The 24795-nt window shown below is 46.7% G+C and carries 18 protein-coding genes and 8 tRNA genes; 19 read left to right on the top strand and 7 right to left on the bottom strand.

Annotation, left to right across the window (positions count from 1 at the left end):
* Positions 1-11: 11 nt before the first annotated feature.
* From ACPEPR_RS11595 to ACPEPR_RS11585, 3 genes are read left to right on the top strand one after another with little or no spacing between them, the layout of a single operon-like run.
* Positions 12-665 carry a hypothetical protein gene (locus tag ACPEPR_RS11595; protein ID WP_005179550.1) on the top strand — a complete coding sequence of 218 codons (654 nt, stop codon included), beginning with the start codon at positions 12-14 and terminating at the stop codon, positions 663-665.
* 27 nt (positions 666-692) lie between these two features.
* Complete coding sequence (locus ACPEPR_RS11590; protein WP_411687526.1) at positions 693-2948, top strand: DUF6160 family protein; 2256 nt, start codon at positions 693-695, stop codon at positions 2946-2948.
* A gap of 29 nt (positions 2949-2977) precedes the next feature.
* Positions 2978-4396 carry a hypothetical protein gene (locus tag ACPEPR_RS11585; protein ID WP_411687521.1) on the top strand — a complete coding sequence of 473 codons (1419 nt, stop codon included), beginning with the start codon at positions 2978-2980 and terminating at the stop codon, positions 4394-4396.
* A 54-nt stretch (positions 4397-4450) separates the two neighbouring features.
* Here the strand turns inward: ACPEPR_RS11585 and ACPEPR_RS11580 are convergent, their stop codons facing one another.
* From ACPEPR_RS11580 to ACPEPR_RS11565, 4 genes are all read right to left on the bottom strand, one after another.
* Entirely contained in the window at positions 4451-6166 is a 1716-nt protein-coding gene (locus tag ACPEPR_RS11580) for a proline--tRNA ligase (RefSeq protein WP_411687520.1), read from the bottom strand.
* A 97-nt stretch (positions 6167-6263) separates the two neighbouring features.
* On the bottom strand, positions 6264-9368 hold the full coding sequence (locus tag ACPEPR_RS11575; RefSeq protein WP_423562465.1) for an efflux RND transporter permease subunit: 3105 nt from the start codon (positions 9366-9368) through the stop codon (positions 6264-6266).
* 6 nt (positions 9369-9374) lie between these two features.
* Positions 9375-10520, bottom strand: a complete 1146-nt coding sequence (locus ACPEPR_RS11570) for an efflux RND transporter periplasmic adaptor subunit (RefSeq protein WP_303114213.1) — start codon at positions 10518-10520, stop codon at positions 9375-9377.
* A 54-nt stretch (positions 10521-10574) separates the two neighbouring features.
* Entirely contained in the window at positions 10575-11168 is a 594-nt protein-coding gene (locus ACPEPR_RS11565; protein WP_171525083.1) for a hypothetical protein, read from the bottom strand.
* 329 nt (positions 11169-11497) lie between these two features.
* On the opposite strand from ACPEPR_RS11565, the gene pilG reads away from it, so the two are divergent.
* The 6 genes from pilG to ACPEPR_RS11535 all read left to right on the top strand — a co-directional run bounded on the left by pilG (position 11498) and on the right by ACPEPR_RS11535 (position 20032).
* The gene (gene pilG / locus ACPEPR_RS11560; RefSeq protein WP_005179541.1) at positions 11498-11881 is read left to right on the top strand and encodes a twitching motility response regulator PilG; all 384 of its coding nucleotides are present in this window, start codon (positions 11498-11500) and stop codon (positions 11879-11881) included.
* A gap of 16 nt (positions 11882-11897) precedes the next feature.
* Positions 11898-12266 carry a response regulator gene (locus ACPEPR_RS11555; protein ID WP_005179539.1) on the top strand — a complete coding sequence of 123 codons (369 nt, stop codon included), beginning with the start codon at positions 11898-11900 and terminating at the stop codon, positions 12264-12266.
* Between the two features lie 3 nt (positions 12267-12269).
* Positions 12270-12806, top strand: a complete 537-nt coding sequence (locus tag ACPEPR_RS11550) for a chemotaxis protein CheW (protein ID WP_005179538.1) — start codon at positions 12270-12272, stop codon at positions 12804-12806.
* A gap of 45 nt (positions 12807-12851) precedes the next feature.
* Positions 12852-14924, top strand: coding sequence for a methyl-accepting chemotaxis protein (locus ACPEPR_RS11545; protein WP_087662228.1), 2073 nt, complete (start codon positions 12852-12854; stop codon positions 14922-14924).
* Positions 14925-15080: 156 nt separating this feature from the next.
* Positions 15081-19574 carry an Hpt domain-containing protein gene (locus tag ACPEPR_RS11540; protein ID WP_423562464.1) on the top strand — a complete coding sequence of 1498 codons (4494 nt, stop codon included), beginning with the start codon at positions 15081-15083 and terminating at the stop codon, positions 19572-19574.
* Entirely contained in the window at positions 19571-20032 is a 462-nt protein-coding gene (locus ACPEPR_RS11535; RefSeq protein ID WP_075167114.1) for a hypothetical protein, read from the top strand. Before ACPEPR_RS11540 ends, ACPEPR_RS11535 begins: the two co-directional genes overlap by 4 nt.
* 69 nt (positions 20033-20101) lie before the next feature.
* Here ACPEPR_RS11535 and dapE read toward each other — a convergent pair whose 3' ends face one another.
* The 3 genes from dapE to ACPEPR_RS11520 form a co-directional block, all read right to left on the bottom strand.
* Complete coding sequence (dapE, locus tag ACPEPR_RS11530) at positions 20102-21235, bottom strand: succinyl-diaminopimelate desuccinylase (RefSeq protein ID WP_423562463.1); 1134 nt, start codon at positions 21233-21235, stop codon at positions 20102-20104.
* A 126-nt stretch (positions 21236-21361) separates the two neighbouring features.
* Entirely contained in the window at positions 21362-21508 is a 147-nt protein-coding gene (locus ACPEPR_RS11525) for an entericidin A/B family lipoprotein (RefSeq protein WP_005179532.1), read from the bottom strand.
* Positions 21509-21608: 100 nt separating this feature from the next.
* Complete coding sequence (locus tag ACPEPR_RS11520; RefSeq protein ID WP_423562462.1) at positions 21609-22511, bottom strand: DUF1853 family protein; 903 nt, start codon at positions 22509-22511, stop codon at positions 21609-21611.
* A gap of 90 nt (positions 22512-22601) precedes the next feature.
* Between ACPEPR_RS11520 and ACPEPR_RS11515 the strand changes: the two genes are divergently transcribed.
* The 10 genes from ACPEPR_RS11515 (at position 22602) to ACPEPR_RS11470 (ending at position 24734) form a co-directional block, all read left to right on the top strand.
* On the top strand, positions 22602-22991 hold the full coding sequence (locus ACPEPR_RS11515) for a YbaN family protein (RefSeq protein WP_075167111.1): 390 nt from the start codon (positions 22602-22604) through the stop codon (positions 22989-22991).
* A complete protein-coding gene (gene elsL / locus ACPEPR_RS11510) occupies positions 22988-23518 on the top strand; it encodes a cell wall-recycling L,D-carboxypeptidase ElsL (protein WP_104488696.1) in 531 nt (176 codons plus the stop codon). The genes ACPEPR_RS11515 and elsL overlap by 4 nt, the downstream gene beginning before the upstream one ends.
* A 277-nt stretch (positions 23519-23795) precedes the next feature.
* Positions 23796-23871: transfer RNA gene (locus ACPEPR_RS11505), tRNA-Val, on the top strand.
* Between the two features lie 26 nt (positions 23872-23897).
* Positions 23898-23974: transfer RNA gene (locus ACPEPR_RS11500), tRNA-Asp, on the top strand.
* 51 nt (positions 23975-24025) lie between these two features.
* Positions 24026-24102, top strand: a tRNA-Asp gene (locus ACPEPR_RS11495).
* Positions 24103-24122: 20 nt separating this feature from the next.
* Positions 24123-24198: transfer RNA gene (locus ACPEPR_RS11490), tRNA-Val, on the top strand.
* Between the two features lie 15 nt (positions 24199-24213).
* Positions 24214-24290: transfer RNA gene (locus ACPEPR_RS11485), tRNA-Asp, on the top strand.
* A gap of 65 nt (positions 24291-24355) precedes the next feature.
* Positions 24356-24431: transfer RNA gene (locus tag ACPEPR_RS11480), tRNA-Val, on the top strand.
* Between the two features lie 51 nt (positions 24432-24482).
* Positions 24483-24559, top strand: a tRNA-Asp gene (locus tag ACPEPR_RS11475).
* Between the two features lie 99 nt (positions 24560-24658).
* Positions 24659-24734, top strand: a tRNA-Val gene (locus ACPEPR_RS11470).
* Positions 24735-24795 lie beyond the last annotated feature (61 nt).

Genomic DNA, 24795 nt, shown 5'->3' with positions numbered 1-24795 from the left:
GGGAATTTGAGATGCTGAAAAAAATCTGCTTTCCACTGGCTCTTTGTGTCAGCACATTCAGTTCTGCTCAACTGGTCAGTTTAAATCAAGATGAACTGTTAAATACGGTCGGGCAGGGCGGTGCCGATTTAAGCTGGACGCTTTCTTTAAACCATAAATATGCCAATGACATGAGTCTCAAGAATATTTCCGAACTCAGTAATGGTGAGGTCACTACGGCAAATTATCAGTATGAATGTAGCAATGATGTGTTATGCCGTTTTGCTTTTTCTCCCAATAATCATCGTGATGAAAATGGTCAGAAGTGGCTGGTGTTTAAACAGATTCAAGGCACGATTCAGATTGATAAATTCTCCTTGGAAGGCACCACCATTATTAATAAGGATAAAAATCCACAAACAGCGATGCTGCTTAAATTTTATGATCAGCATCCTCTGAAAATCAGGAATCTAGGTTTTGCGAGTCTGGCGGTTGAGTCAGGTAATGAAGGTTATTTAAACAATACCCGATATACCACCTATAACAATGGTTCTCAGGTTCCTTCATTTGATCAGGGACAGGAACAGGGATTTATGGGACTGAATGTTCATGGCAACTTGCATCTGTCAGGAGATATCAAAATTTTCAGTTATAACTGCTCAGGAGCTGCAACCAGCCGCTGTTAAGCGTTGGGATTTCAAAAGGACATTGAAATGAATAAAACAATAAAATTAAATGTACTTGCCTTATCTATCTGTTTAGCTCAGCAGGCATACGCACTACAGCCTATTTCTGATCGTAGTCTCAGTCAGGTGACAGGGCAGGATGGTATTTCTATTACCCATGAAGTTTCGAAGGTGACAATTGATCAATTGAACTGGGTGGACTATCACAATACCGGAAGTATGAAACTGGGGATGCATGATATTGAAGTGCTCAGCTCGGGGGGGCAGAATATTAAAAGTACCCTTGATGTTGACGTTGGTACCACAGCAAATGGTGTCGGCATGCATATCCAGGCGAGTATTTCACCATTTAAATCTACGGTTCAGAACATCATGCTCATTTGTGAGCCGAACTGTGGTGATAACCAAACGGATCAGAACCTGGGGTCTTTAAGCTTTCATACTATTTCACCACTACGTTTTAACTTAATTACCAGTAATGGATTATTTAACCGAAATGATCTGGCTCATTTAGATTTTGAGCTTAAAAATGCCAGTATTTCTTATGGTCTAAATGGCCAGAACCTGACCTTAAAAGATTTTAACTTTAACCTGTCTGCAGATGGGTATATGTATTTGGATCAGGATGAAGGGATTGTGCTGGCAACTAAAAACAGTCCTACTGGCCAAGACCATATTGTAAATTTAGGACGGGTAGAAGATCTGACCAATGTATCCGATAACCGGTCAGGAGCAACCAATCCAGGGGTGAATATCGATTTACGTTATGGTCCAGAGGGAAGCCAGAATAACCTGATTCGTATGGGGGCTTCTGGAGCAGTGACCAACGGTAAGCTCTTTATTAATGCTAACCAGGCTGGAATTGGAAAGTTTAATACGGTTAGTCGTAATTCAGGCGATTTGACTGAAACAACACGGCAAGCCGGTGGTTATGATATAGCCGGCCCGGGTGGTTTACATCTGGGTATGTCTGCCGAATTTACCCGAGAAGGCAACCCGCTACTCAATGGCAGGGCTCCGACTACACTCGAGATTGGGCATACAGGTACAGGCAGCTATGCAATTGAATTTTCTAACTTATCGCCACTTGCAGTACGTGATAGTAATAATGTTGATGACTTGACTAAACGCAACGCCTATATTGATTTTGGTGATATTTTTATTAATACCGTTCAGGCCAAATCTTTAAACTTTATTATCAATGAGAATATGCAAAAGGTGCTGGGCAGTAATACTCTAGAATTGATTTATAACATTAGCCCTGATCAGAATGCACAAAATTTAGCGCTTATTGCGGTGCGAGGTATGGATTTTCAGGCCATCGCGCGTAAGGCCAGATTCATTTCAGATAACTCGATTGATGCCATTACCGCGACTTCTGGCGAGTGGGGGATTGGTATTCCAATCTTTAACTTAAATACCAACCTGGCTTTGTATGCAAAAAATTATAGCCGTAATGGCATTGACCGTTCTGGTTTAGGCTATAACCTGGCACTTTCGACGGAAGGCTATGGTATTGACCAGAAAACAGGCGCACCAAGTACAACCTCTATTCTGATTATTGATGGTGCGACCGGTAAATACAGTGGTGAAGAAGTCAACTATTATGCGGGCCTAAGAAATATAGATGCGTACCTGAAATCGGATGGGGTGATTGGTTTTGAAGAAGATGGCATTTATGTCAAGGCAGATAACTTGCTGCTGGCTGCAAAAGCTGAAATTGCAATTGGTCAGTTGCCTGGCTCTTTATATAACTGTGCTGAAGTGGAGTGCCAGAACCGGGTAGTTCCTATCGATAACTTTGCCAGAAAAGATGACATCTTGGCTTCTTTAGCCTTCAAGCTTGATGGTAAAGGTGAACTTATGATTATTCCTGGTCTTGAGTCCACGAATGCCACACCCGATACTAATTTTTTATCTTTAAAAGCAAATTTTGAATTTAATCCGATTGCAGAGACAGATAAAGATAATCCAAGTGTTTTGGGCAGTTATATCAGCCTGATTAATGAAGACCGGAATGGCGTTGGGACTAAAACCTCCAGTATAAATTTAAACAAAATGCAAGGTCATGTTGGTTTAGATGCCCGTGTTCTAGTGAAACAAGATACGGTGGTCTTAGATAATCAGGTGAACTTTAATTATAAAGCGACAATGCAGTCTGGATTGGGACAAGCTTTTAAAGCAGAAATGGCGATGTCTCCATCTGGAACGATGCAAAAAATTGCTGATTTTGCCATTCCTGGTGGCAATATGCGTAGCACTTTAGGGATCACACCACGCTAAGTAGATGAAATTGGCTTAAGGATTTGAGTATGAAAAAAACAATAATGTGGGCTCTTATAGGTTCAGCTTTATCCATGACGAACACAAGTCATGCCTTATCTGTGCTTGAAGATGCTGAATTATCGGATGTGACAGGACAGGCTCTATTTTCTGTCGTGAAAGAAACAGATGCTAGTCAAGGTTTAGATTTTTTTAAACTGGGAATTGATGCTGAGTTATCACTAAATGCCAATATTAAATCCTTGCAACTTGGCTGTGGCGGTGAAAATGGTGCGGGTGCTTGTGATATTGATATCTCTGCACTGTCATTGGGCTGTGTGGTGGGCGCGAGTGGAAATTGTATTACCTTACCTACCAATATTGCAGGACAGCCCAAAGGCCAAGATTTTGATAACAGTTTAAGTAATCAAAAAGAGTTAAGAGATTTTGTCTTAACGAATCCCTTTTTCCAATTTGCGATCAAAGGAGGCGACCAAGCTGCAACTCGTGAAGTGGTCGGGGTAAGAGTGGGTGCGGATAAAGCCCAAGGCCCGATGAGCATTGGTGCTATGAATAATTTTAGTGGTTATTTAACTGGAATCAATAATTTATATATTCAGGCACAAACCAATGTGGCGGTTACCTGTAAGCAGGGAACAGCAAACTGTTCCGATGCAGATGCTTCAAAGTATTCTCAAGATTTCGTTGGTGATTATGGTCCTCTTGCTGGTGGGAAAAAGCAACAATATGAAGCAAGTGCATATTTAGGGGTTAAAAATGCTGAAATCCTTAATCTTCTTTTTGGTTCTGTAACTGTGGAATATCGTGACCAGACGATTAATACAGCAGCAGCTCAACGGGAAAACTTAGGTATTGTCGCAAACGGAAATCGTATGACCCAAGTACAAATCCATGGTTTGCAATTAGGAAGCTTGGTCGATGAAGTTGTACAAAATCTGACAATTAACCAAATGTGTACCGGTCATGATCCTGGCAAGTGTAGTGCTATTGGTACAGAAACGATTGGAAATACGTTATTGCCTTTATTACGTACAGGAATTCAAATTTATATGAAACAGGAAACATTAAAAGGTTTAAATCTTCCTGTTCCTGAGCAAGGTACTTTTGAGCTGGATGGTGCTTATAGTACTAAACTCACTACTTTATTAAATGCCTATGTCTTGCCTTATAATTTAGGCAATGTACATCAAATTGATGTTGACTCTAACTTGTTTGGTATTGCCTTAACTTCTTTAGGGAATGGTATTCGTTTCCCTGGTTTTGCTGAGGATGCAAAAGCAACCAAGGGGTGGTCAATGTATTTAGAAGATGCTTTTACGATTAATATTAATCAGCCTTTAACTACCTTAATGTCCAATATTGTACAAACCGGTTTGGCTGCTCAAGGGAATATTACAATGCTTGAGCAACCATACCGTAATTGCTATGGCAGTATGAAATTCTGCTAAGCCTTAAAACTAAAAAATCCCGCTGAAGCGGGATTTTTTATATACAAAGACTTATTATTTTGCGAGCTTCGCCAATAACTCATCTTTGCTTAAGTTGGTTGATTCAGCATCACGGCGACCTTTATATTCAAAAGTACCCGCATCTAAGCCTTTTTCACCAATCACAATACGGTGTGGAATACCGGTTAACTCCAGATCAGAGAATTTCACTCCTGGGCGTTCATTACGGTCATCCAGTAGTACATCATAACCGGCAGCACTTAATTCTGCATATAAGGCTTCTGCAGCTTCTAATGTGCGCGGTGACTTGTGTGCATTCATTGGTACAATTGCGACTTCAAATGGAGCAATGGCAGCTGGCCAGATAATCCCTTTCTCATCGTAATTCTGTTCAATTGCAGAAGCCACGACACGGGTCACACCAATACCATAACAGCCCATGGTTACTACAAATGGTTTGCCATCTTCGCCTAACACTTTACAGTTCAGTGCTTCAGAATATTTTTGGCCCAGCTGGAAAATATGGCCCACTTCAATTCCGCGTTTAATTTGAAGTACACCTTTACCATCTGGAGATGGATCGCCTTCCACCACATTACGAAGATCATAGACCTCAGTAAACTGTGCATCACGCTCCCAGTTCACACCTGTTGTGTGTTGATCTGCGGCGTTGGCACCTGCAACAAAGTCAGACAAGACAGAAGCAGCACGATCGACAATCACGGTCATGCCTTTTTCAACTAGACCTTGTGGGCCCACAAAACCAGTGGTCAGGCCAAGCGCAGCAATTTGCTCTTCAGTGGCGAAGGTTAATGGCGCTGCAATTAAAGGATGCTTTTCAGCTTTAATTTCATTCAGTTCATGGTCGCCGCGCAGGAACAGGGCAATCACCGGAACAGTGCCATTTTCATCGGCAATGCCTTGTACCAGTAAAGCTTTAACAGAATGCGCAGGATCAGTACCGAGGAAGCTTGATACATCCGCGATGGTCTTTTGATTTGGAGTATCTACAACAGTTAAGGCTTGGCTTGGCGCTGCGCGCTCACCGACCAGAATCGCTTCCGCCATTTCAATATTGGCTGCGTAATCCGATTCAGTCGAGAAGGCGATATCATCTTCACCGCTGTCTGCCAGAACGTGGAATTCATGGGAACCTGAACCACCAATTGAACCGGTATCGGCCTGTACCGGACGGAAATCCAGACCAAGACGGCTAAAGATACGGCAGTAAGTGTCATACATGACATCATAGGTTTCTTGCAAAGAAGCCTGATCAACGTGGAAAGAATAGGCATCTTTCATGATGAATTCACGTGAACGCATTACCCCGAAACGTGGACGGATTTCGTCACGGAATTTGGTCTGAATCTGATAGAAGTTCATTGGCAGCTGCTTGTAACTTTTCAGTTCAGTACGTGCCAGATCGGTAATCACTTCTTCATGGGTTGGGCCCAGCACAAACGGGTTGTTGTGACGGTCGGTAAAACGCAGTAATTCTGGACCATATTGCACATAACGGCCCGATTCTTCCCATAATGATGCAGGCTGGGTCACTGGCATAAAGGTTTCTAAAGCGCCGGCGCGGTTCATTTCTTCACGGACAATCGCTTCGACTTTATTTAATACGCGTACCCCCATCGGCAACCAGGTATACAGACCTGAAGCCAATTTACGGATCATCCCCGCACGTAACATGAGCTGATGTGAAATCACTTCAGCATCATTTGGGGTTTCTCTTAACGTAGCAAACAAAAAGCGACTCGCGCGCATGGAAACTGTCCTGATAATTAATCGTGAAAGCAGAGATTATACGATAAAAAAATGAGGTGAACATTCGGAATGTCACCTCATTGTGTTTTCTTCTGACTCAAGACATCAGTTTGCGGCTTTGGCGCAGCATGAAATTCTTGAAATCATCCAGATAGGTGAAGATGACGGGCACCACCACCAGCGTGAGCAGGGTCGAGGTAATCACCCCGCCAATTACCGCATGGGCCATGGGGGCACTCTGTTCGCCGCCTTCACCCAGACCGAGTGCCAGCGGGACCATGCCCATTACCATGGCAGACGTGGTCATTAGAATCGGGCGTAAACGGGTTTTACCGGCCTGAATAATCGCCTCATAACGCGGCTCACCTCTGTCCATGGCCTTTTTAATAAAGTCGATCAGCAGGATGGCGTTCTTGGTGACCAGTCCCATCAGCATGATAATCCCGATAATCGAGAACAGGTTCATGGTGGAGTTCAGCAGGAACAGCGCCAAAAACACCCCAATCAGCGACAGTGGCAACGAGGCCATAATCGCAGCTGGGTGAATAAAGCTGTTAAATTGCGAGCCCAGCACAATGTAAATAAACACAATCGACAGGGTGATGGCGGTCAGTGCATAACCCGCAGATTCAGCCATATCGGCATTGGAACCTTGGGTATCGAAGCTGTAACCCGGCGGCAATTCAAAGTTATTTTGAATCGCTTCAATGTCCCGGCCAATATCACCAGCTGGGCGACCTGCGGTATTGGCTTCGACCAGAACCTCACGGGCCAGATCACGACGGTTAATCTGTGAGGCGCCAAGATTTTCTTCAAAGCTGGCCACACTGGCCAACGGCACCAGAATGGCTTGACCATTGGCATCGGTTTTTTGTGAGGTCAGCGACATTTGCTGTACATCACCCGGCAGGCTGCGGCGGTCTTCAGTCAGACGGACATTTACATCATAGGTTTCGCCGTTTTCATCTTGCCAGGTGGTGACGTCATCGCCGGCAATCAGTGGACGAATCACGTTGGCAATCTGGTTCACAGACAGGCCTAAATCACTGGCCAGTACCCGGTTGATCTGCACTTCCAGCGTCGGTTTCGGTTCTTTCAAGGAGCTTTCCAGATCGACAATGCCATCTACCTTGGCAATTTCCAGCATAAAGCGGTCGGAAATCTGTTGTAGCTGGTTTAAATCCGGCCCTTTAATCGAAATCATCACCGGTTTTTGCCCGCCCGATACGGTTTCATCTGCCGAGGCCACCGAGGTGACACGAATGCCAGCCACGGTTTGCAGGCGTTCACGGAATTCATTATTCAGGTCAGTCAGGGTTTGTTCACGCTCATTGCGCGGCGTAACCCGCACGCGTAAATTGACATGGTTTTTACCGCGGTCAGTCAGGCTGTTGACCGAACCATAGGTAGAAATGACCTGTGGATGCTGGCGAATAATCTGATCGACCTGTTTCAGTTTGGCTTGTGAATATTCCAGCGAGGCATCCACCGGAGTTTCAAACTTAATCCGGATTTCACCTTTGTCCGGTACCGGTACAAATTCGGTACCAATCAGTTTGGATAAACCGAGTGCGCCAAATAACGAGGCCACCGCAATCAGTAGGGTAATCAGGCGGAAGCGTAAGGCCAGTTTCAGCAGCTTTTCATAGACATGACTGAGATTGTCCAGTTTGTTGGAAATCCAGTTCAGGAAACGTTTCACCCGGCCTGGCTGTTTGTTGGGGTTTTTACGCTCGGCCCAGTGTGCCGACAGCATCGGGTCCAGGGTAAAGCTGACAAACATGGAAATTAAAACTGCGGTACTGACCGTGACCCCAAACTGATAGAAGAAACGGCCAATAATCCCGCCCATAAAGGCCACGGGCAGGAATACCGCAACAATGGTCAGGGTGGTGGCCAGAACTGCCAGACCAATTTCTTTGGTACCATCCAGCGCTGCGGTAACGTGGTCTTTGCCCATATCGGCATGGCGGACAATATTTTCCCGCACCACAATCGCGTCATCAATTAGCAGACCAATACTTAAAGACAGGGCCAGTAAGGTCATCATGTTGATGGTAAAACCAAAGGCCCAGATAAAGGTCAGTGTGCCGAGCAGGGCAATTGGCAGGGTCAGGCCGGTAATGGCGGTGGAGCGGAAAGAGCCTAAAAACAGTAGGACGATCAAAACCGCCAGTGCCGCACCTTCAATAATGGTCCGGGCCACATCACGGATACTGCCGCGAATGCCTTTGGAACTGTCGACCACCACTTTGGCTGTGGTGCCCTCAGGCAATTGCTGCTGAAGGTCATCCAGCACTTTATAGGTGTTATCGACCACCTCAATGACATTAGAATCCGAGCTGCGCAGAATATCCACCGCAACCGCAGTTTTGCCATCTAAAAAGGCGCTGGACTCCAGTTCGGCCTGGCTGTCCTGAACGTCGGCGACCTGTTTCAGATAAATCGGTGCGCCATTTTTATTGGCAATAATCAGGTCCCCAAAGGCCAGCGGATGGATGACCTTGGAATTAATTTCAACCACTAGCTCGCTATTGGCCTGTTTCAGGGTGCCACCCGGCACTTCAATATTTTCTGCTTTTAAGGTGTTGATGACCTGATCTACACCAATCCCGAAACTTTGCAGTTTTTCCGGCTGTACTTCAATCCGGATCTGGCGCTGTGCATCACCGAGTAAATTGACCGTTCCCACCCCCGGTACGGTGCGCAGTTGCGGCACAATACGCTGGTCCAGATAAGCACTTAAATCACGCAGCGACATCTGCTCGGATTCAAACACAATCGACATAATCGCGTTGGCCGTCGGGTCGTACCGCTCCACCACCGGGTCCTGGATTTCATCACGGAATTCGGCGGTGACGCTGGCAATTTTATCGCGTACATCCTGCGCTGCTACGGCAGAAGATACATCCAAGTTGAACTCGGCAATAATGGTGGAAAGGCCCTCACTGGACTGGGAAATTACCTGTTTGAGACCGGAAATGGTGTTGATCTGATCTTCCATTTTCTTGGTAATTTCAGATTCAACCGTTTCCGGCGAGGCGCCCGGATAGTTGGTATAGACCACCACAAACGGGAAATCGACATCCGGAAATTCTTCAACGCCCATACGCTGCCAGGAAGCCAGACCCAGCACCATCAGACACAGCATCATCATGACCGTAAAAACGGGATATTTGACACTAATTCGGGTAAACCACATAGTTTTCTATCCTGAGGCGTTTTCGGCGGTCTGGCTGATGCTGACCGGTTGCTGTTCATTCTGCGGACTAAACTTGACCCGACTCACTAAATCGCCGGCCTGCAATCCGCTGACAATGGCGGTATTGTCACTATAGCGCTGCTCGAGCACGTGAATATCAACCCGGACAATCTTGTTCTGGCGAATGGCCCAGACATAAGGTTTGTTTTGTATATCCTGAATGGTGTCTAAAGGAATCAGCTGACCGGAAATCGAGTTGGATGAAACAATATTGCCTTCAACAAAGGCACCGATGCTGAGCGAGTTGATGGATTCATTGGGTGTGGCAAAAAACTCGATCTGACGGCTGGCCAGATCGGCAATTGGAGATATCCGGCTTAAGGTGGCGGTCAGCTGGGCCGGATTGCCCTGAATTTTATATTCAATCTTTTGGCCGACCTTGAGTGCAGACTGCTGGTCACTTGGCAGTTTGGCCTGAATTTCCAGCCGGTCCGGATTAACAATTTCAAACAGGGTCTGGCCGGCAGAAACCGTCTGGCCGGGTTCAACCTGACGCTGGGTAATCACGCCGCTAATCGGGCTGAGAATGGTGCCATCGCGATCGGCTTTTTCGGCAATATCGACATTGGCCTGCTGGGCACGGACATTTTCCAGCTGGGCACGATAATCGACCTGACTTTGTTCATATTCAACTTTGGAAATAAAGCCCTGATTCAGCAGGCGACGTTTACGCTCCATCATCACCCGGGCCTGATTGGCTTGTGCCTGCGTGGAGGCAAGGTTGGCGCGTGCTTGCGCCAGACGTGCGGCATTATCCTGATTGTTTAAACGGACCAGCACCTGACCTTTGCTAACCCGCTGACCCACTTGCGCATTGACTGCACTGGCGGTGGCAGTGACCTGTGCCTGAATGCTACTGTGTTGTACGGCACGAATAGTGCCGGTAAAGGCAGATTTGGACACCGAGTCGCCGGTTTGCACGGCCACCACATCATCCTGAATCAGTTCAATGGTTTCTGGTTCGCTACGGGCCTGTTCCGGTTCTGAGTTCTGGCAGGCGGTCAGCAGCAGGCACAGGCAAAGTGTACTGAGGCCGAGTAGGGGCGTACGAAAACGGGTAGAAGTATGTGATATACGCGGTGCTGGTCGCATGCATATTTATCCTTATTTTTCTTGTCACATGACAATTCAATTAAAAACTTCACTTTATTCAAGTGCTTTTAAGCGAGTAATAATTCTGTCGTATTCTGCCTGTGTTTTTCGATAGCTCGTTTGTAACGATTGAATCTGCTGTCTTTTCTGATTTAAGTTGGTCAGGTTGTTGTTTAAATTGTTTTTCAGCTGTTCCGGGACCGGTTTGACTTTGCGCAGATATTCCATTTCCTGACGTTTAAACACAATCCGGTCATTCTGTAATTGTTTTAACTGTTCCTGCTGAAAGGCAATCTGCTTTTTAATATGTGCCAGCGCATTGTCACGTTGCTGGGTAGCAATATGACTGTTGGTATAGGCCTGTTTTAGTTTTAAATCCTGCTCGCGCTGACGGGCCTGCGCGGCACGTTGTGGCGCCTGACGGGCATCGGTTTCGCTATTATAGGGACGCGCACGCTGAATCACCTGCATGTTGCGGTCCAGTGCTTCATAGCCATAGCGGATATGGTTTGGCGTAACATTGCTGCTGATATTGGCCACGCCGTTTTTATCGTAGTAGCGATACCACGCCGGCTTGTTGTCGGTATTGGCAGACAGCTGTCCTATCTGTAAAGCCAGCAGCAGGCCCAGTAATGATTTACTGAACAATGATGTATGCGCCCTTTTTGTGAGAGCTTTTTGAAAAAAAGTACGCACAAGCTTCCCCGAGATAAAGTTGACTAATTTACTTATTTTTAAGTCTTTAAACTGTTATATTAGACCAGAATCAGAAATTTAAAAAATACAATAGACAAAAAAAAATCAATGGTCATGGAAAAGTGTGAAGCAGTTATACAAAGTTTCTATAAAGTGTAGGTTTGGGCAAAAACTGTTCATTGAAACCTAAAGTAAAGATATGTTAAAAATAACCATAATTATGTAAATAAAATTCTACTACACCGAATTGCTTGTACAAACAAAATGGGAAGGGTCATTAAATGGACGATAAACTCCAAAATCTAAAAGTCATGGTGATTGATGATTCAAAAACCATTCGTCGTACAGCTGAAACTTTATTACAGCGTGAAGGCTATGAAGTGGTCACTGCCGTCGACGGTTTTGAAGCATTGTCTAAAATTGCCGATGCAAATCCGGATATCGTTTTTGTTGACATCATGATGCCACGTCTAGATGGCTATCAAACCTGCGCATTAATTAAAAACTCGCAAAACTACCAGAATATTCCAGTCATCATGCTGTCCAGTAAAGATGGTCTGTTCGATCAGGCCAAAGGCCGCGTGGTGGGTTCAGATGAATATTTAACCAAACCTTTTAGTAAAGATGAGCTTTTAAACGCGATTCGTAATCACGTAAGCGCATAACTCGGGGAATATAAAGATGGCACGTATTTTAATTGTAGATGATTCTCCAACAGAAACATTCCGCTTCAAAGAAATTCTGACCAAGCATGGTTTTGAAGTACTTGAAGCAGCCAATGGTGCAGACGGGGTGACCATGGCACAGGCCGAGCTTCCTGACTTGGTGCTGATGGATGTGGTGATGCCGGGTGTAAACGGTTTCCAGGCGACCCGTCAAATTGCCCGTGGGGATACCACCAAGCATATTCCAATTGTGATCGTGAGTACCAAAGACCAAGCCACTGACCGCGTTTGGGGGAAACGTCAGGGTGCCAGCGATTATCTGACTAAACCTGTAGATGAACAACAATTAATAGATGTTATTAATCAACACCTGAATGCAGGATAACTTATGGCCGCAAATGGATTTATCGAATTACTTCGGTTGTCTAAACGGGGAAATAAAAACTACGTTACAACTGAAAATGAAGTAAACCGATGGTCTGGCATTGCGTTTGAGATGATGGGGCAATATTTCGTTGCCCCGTTGGGGGAAGTCACTGAGGTTATCTATCCACCAAAATATACGCCGGTACCCAACACCCAGAACTGGGTCATGGGGCTAGCCAATATCCGGGGCCGATTACTCTCAGTTTCAGACTTGGCACATTATGTTTCTGGACATAGCAGTGCTTATTCACCGACTCAAAAAGTAATGTGTATTAGTCATCAAGACCATTATGTCGGTTTGGTTGTAGATCAAGTTTTGGGGATCCAACACTTTAATAAGAAAAGTTTCTTTTCTAAACACAATGATTTAGATAGTAATTTACAAGAATATTGTCAGGGGTATTTCCACCAGCATAACCAGCAATGGCATATTTTCTTATTTAGTCGTTTATTGCAAAACCCAAAATTTATGAACGCATCTATAAAATTTATAAATTAACTATCGCGTACGCATATATAAAGGCGAAAATCGGGGAGAAGCTGCATGGGCTTTAAACTTAAAAAGAAAAACTCAGGCGATGGAACCAACCGCAAAAGCGGTTCGGCATCAGTCGCAAAATTACAGACGCAAATTGACCAGTTTGCGCGTGTATTCGGTGATACCAATAAATCAAAGCCACTTATTTTCATTGCCGCAGTTGCGCTGTTGGTCTCGATTATCAGTCTTTTGTCTTTATTCTATAGCGTACCGCGTACCAACCAGTTAACCCAGAGTCTGGGTGAATTACGTTTGTTATCGCAGACCATTTCACGTCAGGCCACTGAAGCCACTGCTTCAGGCACCAAAGAATCGATCCAGAAGCTGACCCAGTCACAACAAAGCTTTAAAGACAACCTGGAAACGGTAAAAGATATTGGCAGTAACTCGGCCGAGCTGGAAAAAGTCGAAGCCGACTGGGCCAAAGTTTCTCAGAATATTGATGCGATCAGCTCGCAACAGGCCATCATTAGCAAACTGTATGACACCAACATCGCGATCAGTGAAACCATTCCGGGGATTCAGGCCGAATATAACCTGATGGTTGACCAGATGGCACGTCAGGACATGCCAAGTAGCCAGGTGGTTATTGCCAAGAACCAGGTGTTCATTGCAGAACGTATCCTGCGTTCAATCAGCTCGGTATTAACCGGTTCAGAAAACTCGCGTGAATCTGCTGATGACTTCAGTGCCGATACCGAGACATTCGGTGCTTACTTGAATGCCCAGCTGAACGGTAGTGCAGAGCTCGGTGTACAGCGTATTGCGGACCCAGGCCTACGTGAAGCTTTAGAAGGCATCCAGTTTGAATATGATGACGTTTTAAAATCTGCATCGGCAACGGTATTAAATAACTCGGCGCAGATTGTACGTGTACGTCAGGCTGCATCGGACATTTTTAGTCAGTCAGATGAGCTGTTAAACCAGTTAAATAAATTATCTAGCGGTGCAGGCCCGGCAGTCATTATTCCGGCCGTACTGTTAATTGCCAGCTTATTGGTCTTCCTGGTACTGGTATTCAAATTACTGACTTTACGTGGTCAATCCGATAAACAGCGTGTAACCCGTCTGCAAGACGAATATGACCGTAACCAGAACGCGATTTTACGTTTACTGGATGAAATTGCCGACCTGGCGGATGGTGACTTGCGTTCATACGCGACCGTATCGGAAGACTTTACCGGTGCGATTGCCGACTCGATTAACTTCGCAATTGACCAGTTACGTGACCTGGTATCGCGTATTCATGAAACTTCTCACGAAGTAGCGCGTTATACCGCCAATACTCAGGAAATTACCAACCAGCTGGCCGAAGCATCTGAACACCAGGCGCAGGAAATTGCCGGTGCATCTGCCGCGATTAACGAAATGGCGATGTCGATTGACCAGGTATCTGCCAACGCCGAAGAATCTGCAGCGGTTGCGGAACGTTCAGTACAAATTGCATCGAATGGTGCGGAAGTTGTAAACCGTTCAATTCAGGGTATGGATATCATTCGTGAGCAGATTCAGGAAACCTCGAAACGTATTAAACGTCTGGGTGAATCTTCGCAGGAAATTGGTAACATCGTTGCCCTGATTAACGATATTGCCGACCAGACCAACATTCTGGCCTTAAACGCAGCAATTCAGGCATCGATGGCTGGTGAAGCAGGTCGTGGTTTCGCGGTCGTAGCCGACGAAGTACAACGTCTTGCGGAACGTTCAGCATCTGCAACCAAGCAGATTGAAACCCTGGTTAAAACCATTCAGACCGATACCAACGAAGCGGTAATTTCGATGGAACAAACCACCTCTGAGGTTGTTCGTGGTGCGAACTTGACCAAGGATGCCGGTGTGGCACTGGATGAAATTCAGACTGTATCGAATAACCTGGCGAAACTGATTGCCAACATTTCTGACGCTGCGAAACTGCAGTCGGCTTCGGCGGGTCATATTGCGACCACGATGAACGTTGTACAGGAAATTACGTCGCAAACCACGACAGCAACCTTCGATACGGCACGTTCGGTTTCTGAACTGGCCAGCATGGCGGAATCATTACGTGAATCTGTAACCGACTTTAAACTTCCGGACTAAGGAAGCCACAGAGAGCTTCTTTCGGGAAGCTCTCTGTTTTACACAGATCAAGCCAAGCATCGACAAGATCAGCTTAACTTCAGGGTTAGGTTACACGTGATGGTTACAATTAAGTTTGAGTGCCGCTGGGCGCTGAAAACATAAGAAGCCTTAGCTATGAAAGAAATATTAAAAAATTTAGTTGAAACGACTGCGCTTCCTGAAGATAGTTATCTTGATCAAGATGCAGAAATTCTAGAAATTTTTGTTGAAGAAATTGAAGAAATCTTCGTTGAGCTAAAAGACCTGTTGGCTCAATGGGCCACGCAGCCTAACGATCAGGAAACGCTAACCACCATTCGCCGTCATTTTCATACCTTAAAAGGTTCGGGACGTATGGTTGGGGCCAAGTCGGCAGGGGAGCTGGCCTGGACGGTTGAAGATACCTTAAACCGGGTCATTTCCGGTAGCCTGACCCTGTCAGCGCAGGTGCAGCAGTTTGCAACCGCGGTGGCGAACGTCTTTGAATACAAACTTTATCCAAGCTTTAAACATGCCCAGCCGATGGCACTGGACCTGCGTCCATTGGTGCTATTAGGACAACAATTACAACAAAATTTAAGTCCTGAACCGGCTTTAGAAGAGCTGTTACAACTGGCAAGCAGCCTAAGGTCCAGCGACAGTATCACCGGTCTGGAGTTTGATACAGCAAGTACTGATGAGCAGGTTGCTGCAGACACCGAGCTGGCTGTGGCTGATAGTGTTGAAGAAGATCCGCTAGCAGCTGAAACACTGGCCATCTTTATTGAAGAAGCGGAAGAACACCTGTTAACGGTGGATCGCTTCCTGGCACACGATGAGCTGAAAACCCAAGATTACAATGGCCTGATTCGTGCCCTGCATACCTTGCGCGGCAGTTCATCCATGGCACACATCGAGCAGATTTTTGATGCCAGCTCCAAGGTAGAAAACCTGTTCAAGACCCTGTTACAGGATGAAATTGAATCGACTTCCAAAGAAACCGCACTGTTATTGCAATATGCTGAATTTGTGCGGGATTATCTGCATCTGTTGCCGCAGAATGACAGTGCCGGCATGGACCGGATTTATCAGACTTTCAATACTGCATGGCAGAACTATGGCTTTAGCCTGGAAGATGTTGATGAATCAGTGAATCCGCAAGGTCTGGTATCCAAGCTGATTGAACTGAATATTGATCAGTTGCTCGATGCTGAGTTCGAATTTGACCAGCGTGCGCAGGCTGAATATCCGGAATATATCCAGACCCTGAGCCATCAGGCGAAGCTGCTGGTAGAGCGTACCGATAACCGCGCCTCTCAGGGTATTCATGATTTTACCCAGGAATTACAACTGGCCTATGCGGCCTTGCTGGACAAGCCAAGCCTGCTGCATAGCGATTATGCCTTTGAATTATTTGGACAGGCGCATCAGGAATTTATCCATCTGTTTGATACCCTGGCTGCCGGGCAACGCGTCAGCTTAAGCGAAGATGCTCAGCAGATCATCAATAACCTGAGTGCCTTTGTACAGCAGGATATTGAAGCACTAAGCCCAGAAACTGATACCACAGAAGCTGTAACCGAAACGGTTGAAGCCGGTGCCGGGCTGAATCTGGCCGTATTGTCACAGCGTCTGGAAGCTGACCGTCAATACATGGATAGCGCTGAAGCCAACAAGGACTTTGATCCAGACCTGCTGGACATTTTCCTGGAAGAGGCCGAAGAGTTACTTACGGGTATTGACCAGGATGTTAACAGCTGGAGCCAAGACCCGAGCAATACTGCTGCGCTGAACAATCTGATGCGCCATTTGCACACCTTAAAAGGTGGTGCCAACATGATTGCAGCCAGCCATATCGGTCTGATTGCGCACCATTTAGAAACCATTTATGAGCGCATCATTAACCGTCAGATGAGCGCATCGACCGCATTGATTCAGATTATCCGTCTGGTTCAGGACAATATTGCGGACCGTATCCAGACCATCCGTGAACAGCAGGTCGATTATCCGGCGCAAGAATCACTGGCGATTCTGGAAAATATTAGCGAACTGGCCCAAGGTCAACTGGTTGAAGCTGAATCGCTGGCAGTGGCGGCTGAAGCAACCTCTAGCGCAAATGTACAACAGTCTGATGCATCTGCACTTGAGTTTGAACTGGAACAGCCAGCACCTGCAGAAACAGCCTATACTGCGCCTGAAGATGAGCAGCCAGACACCAGCAGCGAACCGGTACTGGAAGATGCACCGACCCTGGCTGAGCAAACCATCCCTACAGATGCGGTATCTACTACTGAAAATGACGGTGAAGACAATCTGCATTCGATTGTGGAAGAAACCTTCCTGGAAGAAGCTGAAGAGCTGCTCGACACCACAGAAAGCCTGTTAAAGCAGTGGTTTGACCATCGTAGTGACCGAAGCATTTTGCTGCAGTTACAACGTGCTGCGCACAGCCTGAAAGGCGGCGCGCGTATGGCCGAAATCGAGCCGGTGGCCGTGATTGCCTATCAGCTGGAAAATACCTTTGAACAGTTCGCGGTGCATCAGTTTAATTCCAATGCCTATGATGCCTTGCTGAACACCACTGTGGCTTGGTTAAAAGAAGCCATCTTCCAGCGCGATTACAGCAATTTTGATAGCCTGAAAGCCAGCCTGGAGTCGATTGAATACGTCAATGCGACGGCGCAGCTGCCAGAACGCTTCAATACCGCCGATCTGCTGGCGCCAAGCAAAACCTTCGAATTTGTGCAGGGTGATGGTGCCGAGCCGCCATCCATGCAGGGCGAATGGAGCGAAACCGCACAGCTGGATAACAGCAATGAGATGATCCGTATTTCGGCTGATCTGGTTGAGAAGATGATTGACCTGTCGGGTGAAAACGCGATTAACCGCTCGCGAATCGAGATGGAGCTGGGTCAGCTGGGCGGTACCCTGAATGAAATGGAACTGGCGATTAAACGTCTGGCCGATCAGTTACGCCGAATGGAAGGCGAGCTGGAAAGCCAGATTATTGCCAAACATGGTGATGAACATTCACGCTATACCGACTTCGACCCGCTGGAGATGGACCAGTATTCATCCTTGAACCAGCTGTCGAAATCGTTGGCGGAATCGGCGTCGGACTTGGTGGACTTTAAGACCACGCTGGCGGACAAGATTCGTGATGCTGAAGGTCTGTTACTGCAACAGTCGCGGATTCAGGCAGAAATTCAGGAAAGCCTGATGCGCACCCGTCTGGTACCGTTCTCGCGCATGTTGCCACGTTTACAGCGGATTGTGCGTCAGACTTCATCGACCTTAAACCGTCCTGCCGAGCTGGTGGTACACAATACCGAAGGCGAGCTGGACCGGACCATTCTGGAACGCCTGATTTCACCATTTGAACACATGCTGCGTAATGCGGTGGACCATGGTCTGGAAGATGCCGCTGTACGTAAACAGGCAGCGAAGCCGGAAGTGGGCCAGATTGAGCTGAACATCGGCCGTCAGGGTACCGATGTACTGATTAGCTTTACCGATGATGGTAAAGGTATTGATGAAACCAAGATTCACGCCAAAGCCCTGAGCCTTGGCCTGATTCAGCCAGAGCAGCAGCTGGACAAGAAAGAAATTCTGCAGCTGATTTTCCATCCGGGCTTTAGTACCGCACAAGCCGTGACCCAGATTTCAGGTCGTGGCGTCGGTCTGGACGTGGTGCAAAGCGAAATTAAAGCGCTGGGCGGCCATGTCGAGGTCGATTCTGAACTCGGTAAAGGCACTACTTTCAGTATTCGCGTACCGACTACAGTGGCGGTATCCGATGCCCTGATGGTAAAAGTTGGCGATCAGCAGTTCGCAATTCCATTGGCGCAAATTGACCGTATTGTACGAATTTCACCTTCTGCGCTGGAAAGTTACTTCACCAGCAAAGATGACTACTTCAAGATTGATCAGCAAAACTATAAGTTGCGCTATCTGTCCGAGTTTGTTGCCAATCAGCCATTGCCGCGTTTAAGCAATATCGCACATTCATTGCCGGTGCTGCTGATTAAAGGCAATACTGGTCAGACCATTGCCTTACTGGTCGATCAGCTGATTGGTTCGCGTGGCCAGATTGTGATGAAACCGATTGGCCAGCAGTTTTCCAGCGTGGGCTCGATTGCCGGCGCGACCATTCTTGGTGATGGTCAGGTCTGTCTGATTCTGGATGGTCAGAATATTGCCCGTCAGATTCAGGCCACCCAGCGCATCAAGCATGTGATGGAGCCGCGTGAAGTACAGCGTCGTGATACCCGTCGTCTGGTGATGATTGTGGATGACTCGGTGACCGTACGTAAGGTCACGTCACGTCTGCTCGAACGTCAGGGCTTTGATGTGGTCACGGCCAAAGACGGTGTCGATGCGATTGAGCAGCTGGAAAATGTTAAACCGGATCTGATGCTGCTGGATATTGAAATGCCGCGTATGGATGGCTTTGAGGTGACCAACCTGGTACGCCACCATGACATCCATCGTGACTTGCCAATTATCATGATTACCTCGCGTACCGGTGAAAAACACCGCGAACGTGCCTTTAGCTTGGGGGTAACGCACTATATGGGTAAACCGTTCCAGGAAGCAGAATTGCTTGCCAATATTGAAAACATTTTGCATAGCAGTGAGGCTAAAGCATGAGTCAAAGCAACAGCACCAGCAAAATCGACCAGATTAGCCAGCAGGAACTGCAACATCTGATTACCGTTTCGACCGGTTTTATTGATGCCTATATTGTGGAATGTCATGATCAGGAAGATATGCTGATTCCGCAGAATATTGTCCTGTCGGCGCTGGACAGTTCTACCGCAGTCGATCATGTCGAGTGGCATGATCTAAAACTGCCGGTATATCGTGTTACCCATCCAGAGCAAAATCAGGGCGTTGCCTTGGTGATTGAAGGCGATGAAATTGACCAGCGTTTTGCCCTGATGTGTAATGCCATGCCAAAAACCATCCGTCTGCGTATTTCGGAAGTGGTTGATGATGAGCGTGAAGGCCAACATCCGGCGGTATTCCAGTATGTGCGTATGGGTGAGCAGGTATTCCATGTCCCGAATCTGGCACATATTCAGGCCAGTCTGGGTTTGAATAGCTAATTTAACAGTTGGCAACAGACACAAAAAAAGGAACTCCGCGGAGTTCCTTTTTTATGCAACAGCAAAAAATTAAGTCAGCAGGCCTTCAAGAATCTGCTCATAAATTTCAGCCAGTGGTTCTAAATCATCAATATTCACGTATTCATTGATCTGGTGAATGGTCGCGTTCAGCACACCGAGTTCCAGCACTTGTGCACCGGTTGGCGCGATAAAGCGGCCATCTGATGTTCCGCCCGAAGTAGACAGTTCAGTCTCAACACCAGTCACATTGCGAATCGCATTTTTGGCGGCATTGACCAGTTCACCGACTGGGGTCAGGAATGGTAAACCGGACAGTGTCCATTGAATGTCATAGTTCAGTTGATGACGGTCCAGAATTTCCAGTACCCGGGCTTTGAGCTGCTCAGCAGTCACTTCAGTCGAGTAACGGAAGTTAAAGGTCACGGTCATGGTGCCCGGTACCACGTTGGTTGCACCGGTACCGGCCTGAATATTCGACACCTGGAAAGAGGTGGCCGGGAAGTATTCGTTGCCATTGTCCCAAACAGTTTCGCACAGTTCAGCCAGCGCTTTAGAGGCAGTATGAATCGGGTTAATTGCCAGATGTGGATAAGCCACATGGCCCTGTTTGCCTTTCACGGTTAATACCGCATTTAATGAACCACGACGGCCATTTTTGACAATATCACCCAGACGATGGGTGCTTGATGGTTCACCGACCAGACACCAGTCCATTTTTTCATTACGTGCTTCCAGGGTTTCAACCACCTTTACGGTACCGTTAATGGATGGACCTTCTTCATCTGAGGTAATTAAGAACGCAATTGAGCCTTTATGATCTGGATGTTTGGCCACAAAGCGTTCTGAAGCCACCACCATGGCTGCCAATGCCGTTTTCATATCGGCACTACCGCGGCCATAGAGCTTGCCATTACGAATTTCTGGAGCAAACGGGTCAGAATGCCAGGCATCTAAACTACCGGTAGGGACCACATCGGTATGACCGGCAAAACAGAACACCGGGCCTTCTGTGCCTTTACGCGCCCAAAGATTATCGACATCTTCAAAACGCATTGATTCAATATTAAAGCCAATCTTTTTTAAGCGTTCCGCCATGATGTCTTGGCAGTTATGATCAACAGGTGTTACGGAAGGTTGACGTAATAACTGTAAGCTGAGCTCGAGCGTATCTGAGTGGTTCATGGCTTTGGAATCATGCAAAAAATTTGCCCCTATAATAGGGGAATCATGCCGAGAAGGGGAGTTTTTAATATAAAAAAACCTTATCAGGAGATAAGGTTTTTGCCGGGAATTTGCATTGAAATTTGATTATTGACGGATTTCGTCCTGAGTTTTTTCAGCCGTATTACTTACCGCATTACCTGCTGAAGAGACATCTTCACCTAGACCTTTTACTGTATTACAACCAGTCAGAACAAACATCATTAGTAATGAAGTCGCTAGAATTTTTTTCATCATCATCTCCGTATCATTAAGCATAAATTATTCTGATGTGAAAATTAGAGTAAGAAATATACAGCCAAAAAAATATAGTGCTTTGATTGTGGTTGAGTAATTAAATGTTGTTCAAAGATAGGCTTTTAGTCCAATAGTGCTGATAACACGCATCCATCAGCACCGGGTTGCGATACATATAAAATGCAGACTGGTCCTGATTCAGATATAAGCCATTGCTCCAGAATGCGTTGGCTGAACTGCTTGGGTAGGCATGTGGGCAAATCCATTCGTGCCGTTGCAGCCGGTAAAAATCCTGATGATTGTGTGGCAAATGCTGGCCCCAGGTGCCAATTCTGCGCTCGGGATTGACCCAGTCGGGAAGAGCCTGTGCAGTAACATGTTCAGGCAGATACAGCTGGCCTTTTAATACGGCAAAGCGCTGCTGAATGGTATGACCTTGGGCCTGCTGAAACTGAAACTGCTTTTGGGTAAAGTGGGTTAACTTGCGTAATAAGGTGTCGCTGCGGTTCAGCCCATACCAGTAGGGTAGGCTCAAATCACGTTCGGCCAGATAATATTTGAGTGCTACTTCCCAATGTTCAACTTGCTGGTGGTTATGGTTTAGCAGCAGAAAATCGAGTTCGCCCGTGGTGCGTGGTCCATCAATTATCTGAATACTATGCCCGAGCAATTCATAAGGATGATAGTCACGCTCGGTCAGCCAGAACCAGAGCAGCATTTCAAACCGCAGCCCTAGCCGGGTACTTTTGAGCTGGCTTAAAAAATCTTCCAGTGCAGCCGGATGCTGGTCTAAATGCTCCAGCCGGCTTTGATAATGATCAAAGTGCTGCAACCAGCAGTCTGTGGGATGAAAATCAAAGCCATAACGCTGCTCCAGTGCTGGTGGCAGCTGCTGTAAAATGTTGGGACTGGCCACGCTAAAGGCCAGTTGCCGCACCAGCGGATTGCGGAAATTTAACCAGGGTTCAGCAGAAATATCAGTAAAGGTGTTAGGCGACATCAGTAAATCCATGGTTAAACAGCAGAATTACAACGAAGAAAAGTTTAAAAACGCTTTATACTAGCGCAATTCGACGGGTAGGGTTGCGGTATGAGAGTATTGTTTTGGCGAAGTTTGGTGGTGATTTTTGTCATCCTCGGCTTCATTGGTGCAGTGTTGCCCGGTATGCCAACAACAGTCTTTCTGATTTTAGCGGCCTGGGCCGCATCCAAAGGCTGGCCGCAAATGGATGCCTGGTTGTTGAACCATCCCAAATATGGCCAGACCTTAAGAGACTGGCGTGCCAATGGTACCGTACCACGTAAAGCCAAATGGTTTGCCACCATCATGATGCTGATCAGTGCCTGCATCATGTTATTTACCACGGCTCCGCTGGCAGTCAAAATTTTTACCAACCTGACCATGTTTGTGGTGGCAATCTGGTTATGGCTACGCCCTGAACCTGTTGTTGTCACTCCACCAAAGGTAAAGCAAGAATGATCTACCCTCTACATGCTGCAGATATTCTGGTCGATTTATCTGAGCAGACCTTATATCTGCCAAAACACAATAAACTGTATGTGGTGTCTACCGGTGAAAAGGGCATTGGTGAAGCAGAAAATAGTGGCAAAACCCCACGTGGCTGGCATCAGGTGGCCCTCAAGTTTGGTGCAGATGCGCCGGAAAATACCGTGTTTATTGCCCGTCAGCCAACGGGTGAAATTTATGATGATGAGCTGGCCGAACAGTTTCCTGAACGTGACTGGATTTTGTCCCGTATTTTATGGCTATCAGGGCTGGAGGATGGTTTTAACCAGGGCGCTGGCTGTGACACCTTTAAACGTTATATTTATTTGCATGGCACGCCAGATACCGAACCGATGGGCATTCCCAAGTCACATGGCTGTATCCGGATGCGCAATCGCGACATTATCGAGCTGTTCGAGCTGATTCCAGAACAGGCATTGGTGTATTTGTCTGAAAAGCGGCTGGATTTTAGCCCCTTGGCCATTGAACCACAGCCATAAGACTTAAGCCTGAATTTTGCTGGCATTTTTTACAGATAAAAAATAAAAATGTGCAGGCGAGCAGGGGGGTAATTGCAAGAAATTTCTTCTATTCCCTAGTGGGCTAAAAATAAAATTTTTTGAATAAAGTCAAATAACATACAGAATTTGTTTGTTTTTCTAGCGAATCACTTATTTTTTAATCACTCAGTCATAAAAAAGTGAAAACTGGCAGAAAAGCGTTTGACAGGCGGTAAAGATTCTCTATAATGCACCTCACAAACGATGAAGACGTTAAGGGCGCTTAGCTCAGTTGGTAGAGCGTCTGCCTTACAAGCAGAATGTCGGCGGTTCGATCCCGTCAGCGCCCACCAAGCCTTTACGTTAAAGATTCTTACGTGCAGCGGTAGTTCAGTTGGTTAGAATACCGGCCTGTCACGCCGGGGGTCGCGGGTTCGAGCCCCGTCCGCTGCGCCACTTAAGCTTCTTTAATATTCGTTTGAACCACAATAGTGACTTTGTGTAAGTGCAGCGGTAGTTCAGTTGGTTAGAATACCGGCCTGTCACGCCGGGGGTCGCGGGTTCGAGCCCCGTCCGCTGCGCCATTTACATAAAACGCTTTTGAGGGCGCTTAGCTCAGTTGGTAGAGCGTCTGCCTTACAAGCAGAATGTCGGCGGTTCGATCCCGTCAGCGCCCACCATGATTCTTTTGCGATGCAGCGGTAGTTCAGTTGGTTAGAATACCGGCCTGTCACGCCGGGGGTCGCGGGTTCGAGCCCCGTCCGCTGCGCCATCTCAAAGAATAGCCCTATAAGTTTCCTGAGCTTATAGTGGAATCAAGATTGACAATCTTAATCAGGGCGCTTAGCTCAGTTGGTAGAGCGTCTGCCTTACAAGCAGAATGTCGGCGGTTCGATCCCGTCAGCGCCCACCATATTCAAGCTGTAAAGCTTAAAAGACCTTAATTGCTTACGCAATTACCGTTGCAGCGGTAGTTCAGTTGGTTAGAATACCGGCCTGTCACGCCGGGGGTCGCGGGTTCGAGCCCCGTCCGCTGCGCCATTTTTCATGCCCTGATGTGAAAAATGTGATCAATTACCAAGACTACACACTTCGTTGGTCTTGCGTCGTAAAAAATAATATATTATTTTTTACTCTTCAGGGCGCTTAGCTCAGTTGGTAGAGCGTCTGCCTTACAAGCAGAATGTCGGCGGTTCGATCCCGTCAGCGCCCACCATATCTTTCTTGCCTAAATCTTAAATATTCCATAGAATCCCAGCATTATAAAACAATAAAAT

It is taken from the genome of Acinetobacter sp. AND/436 (assembly GCF_049546925.1).
GTDB lineage: Bacteria > Pseudomonadota > Gammaproteobacteria > Pseudomonadales > Moraxellaceae > Acinetobacter > Acinetobacter indicus.
This window is presented reverse-complemented; position numbering and strand designations above follow the sequence as displayed.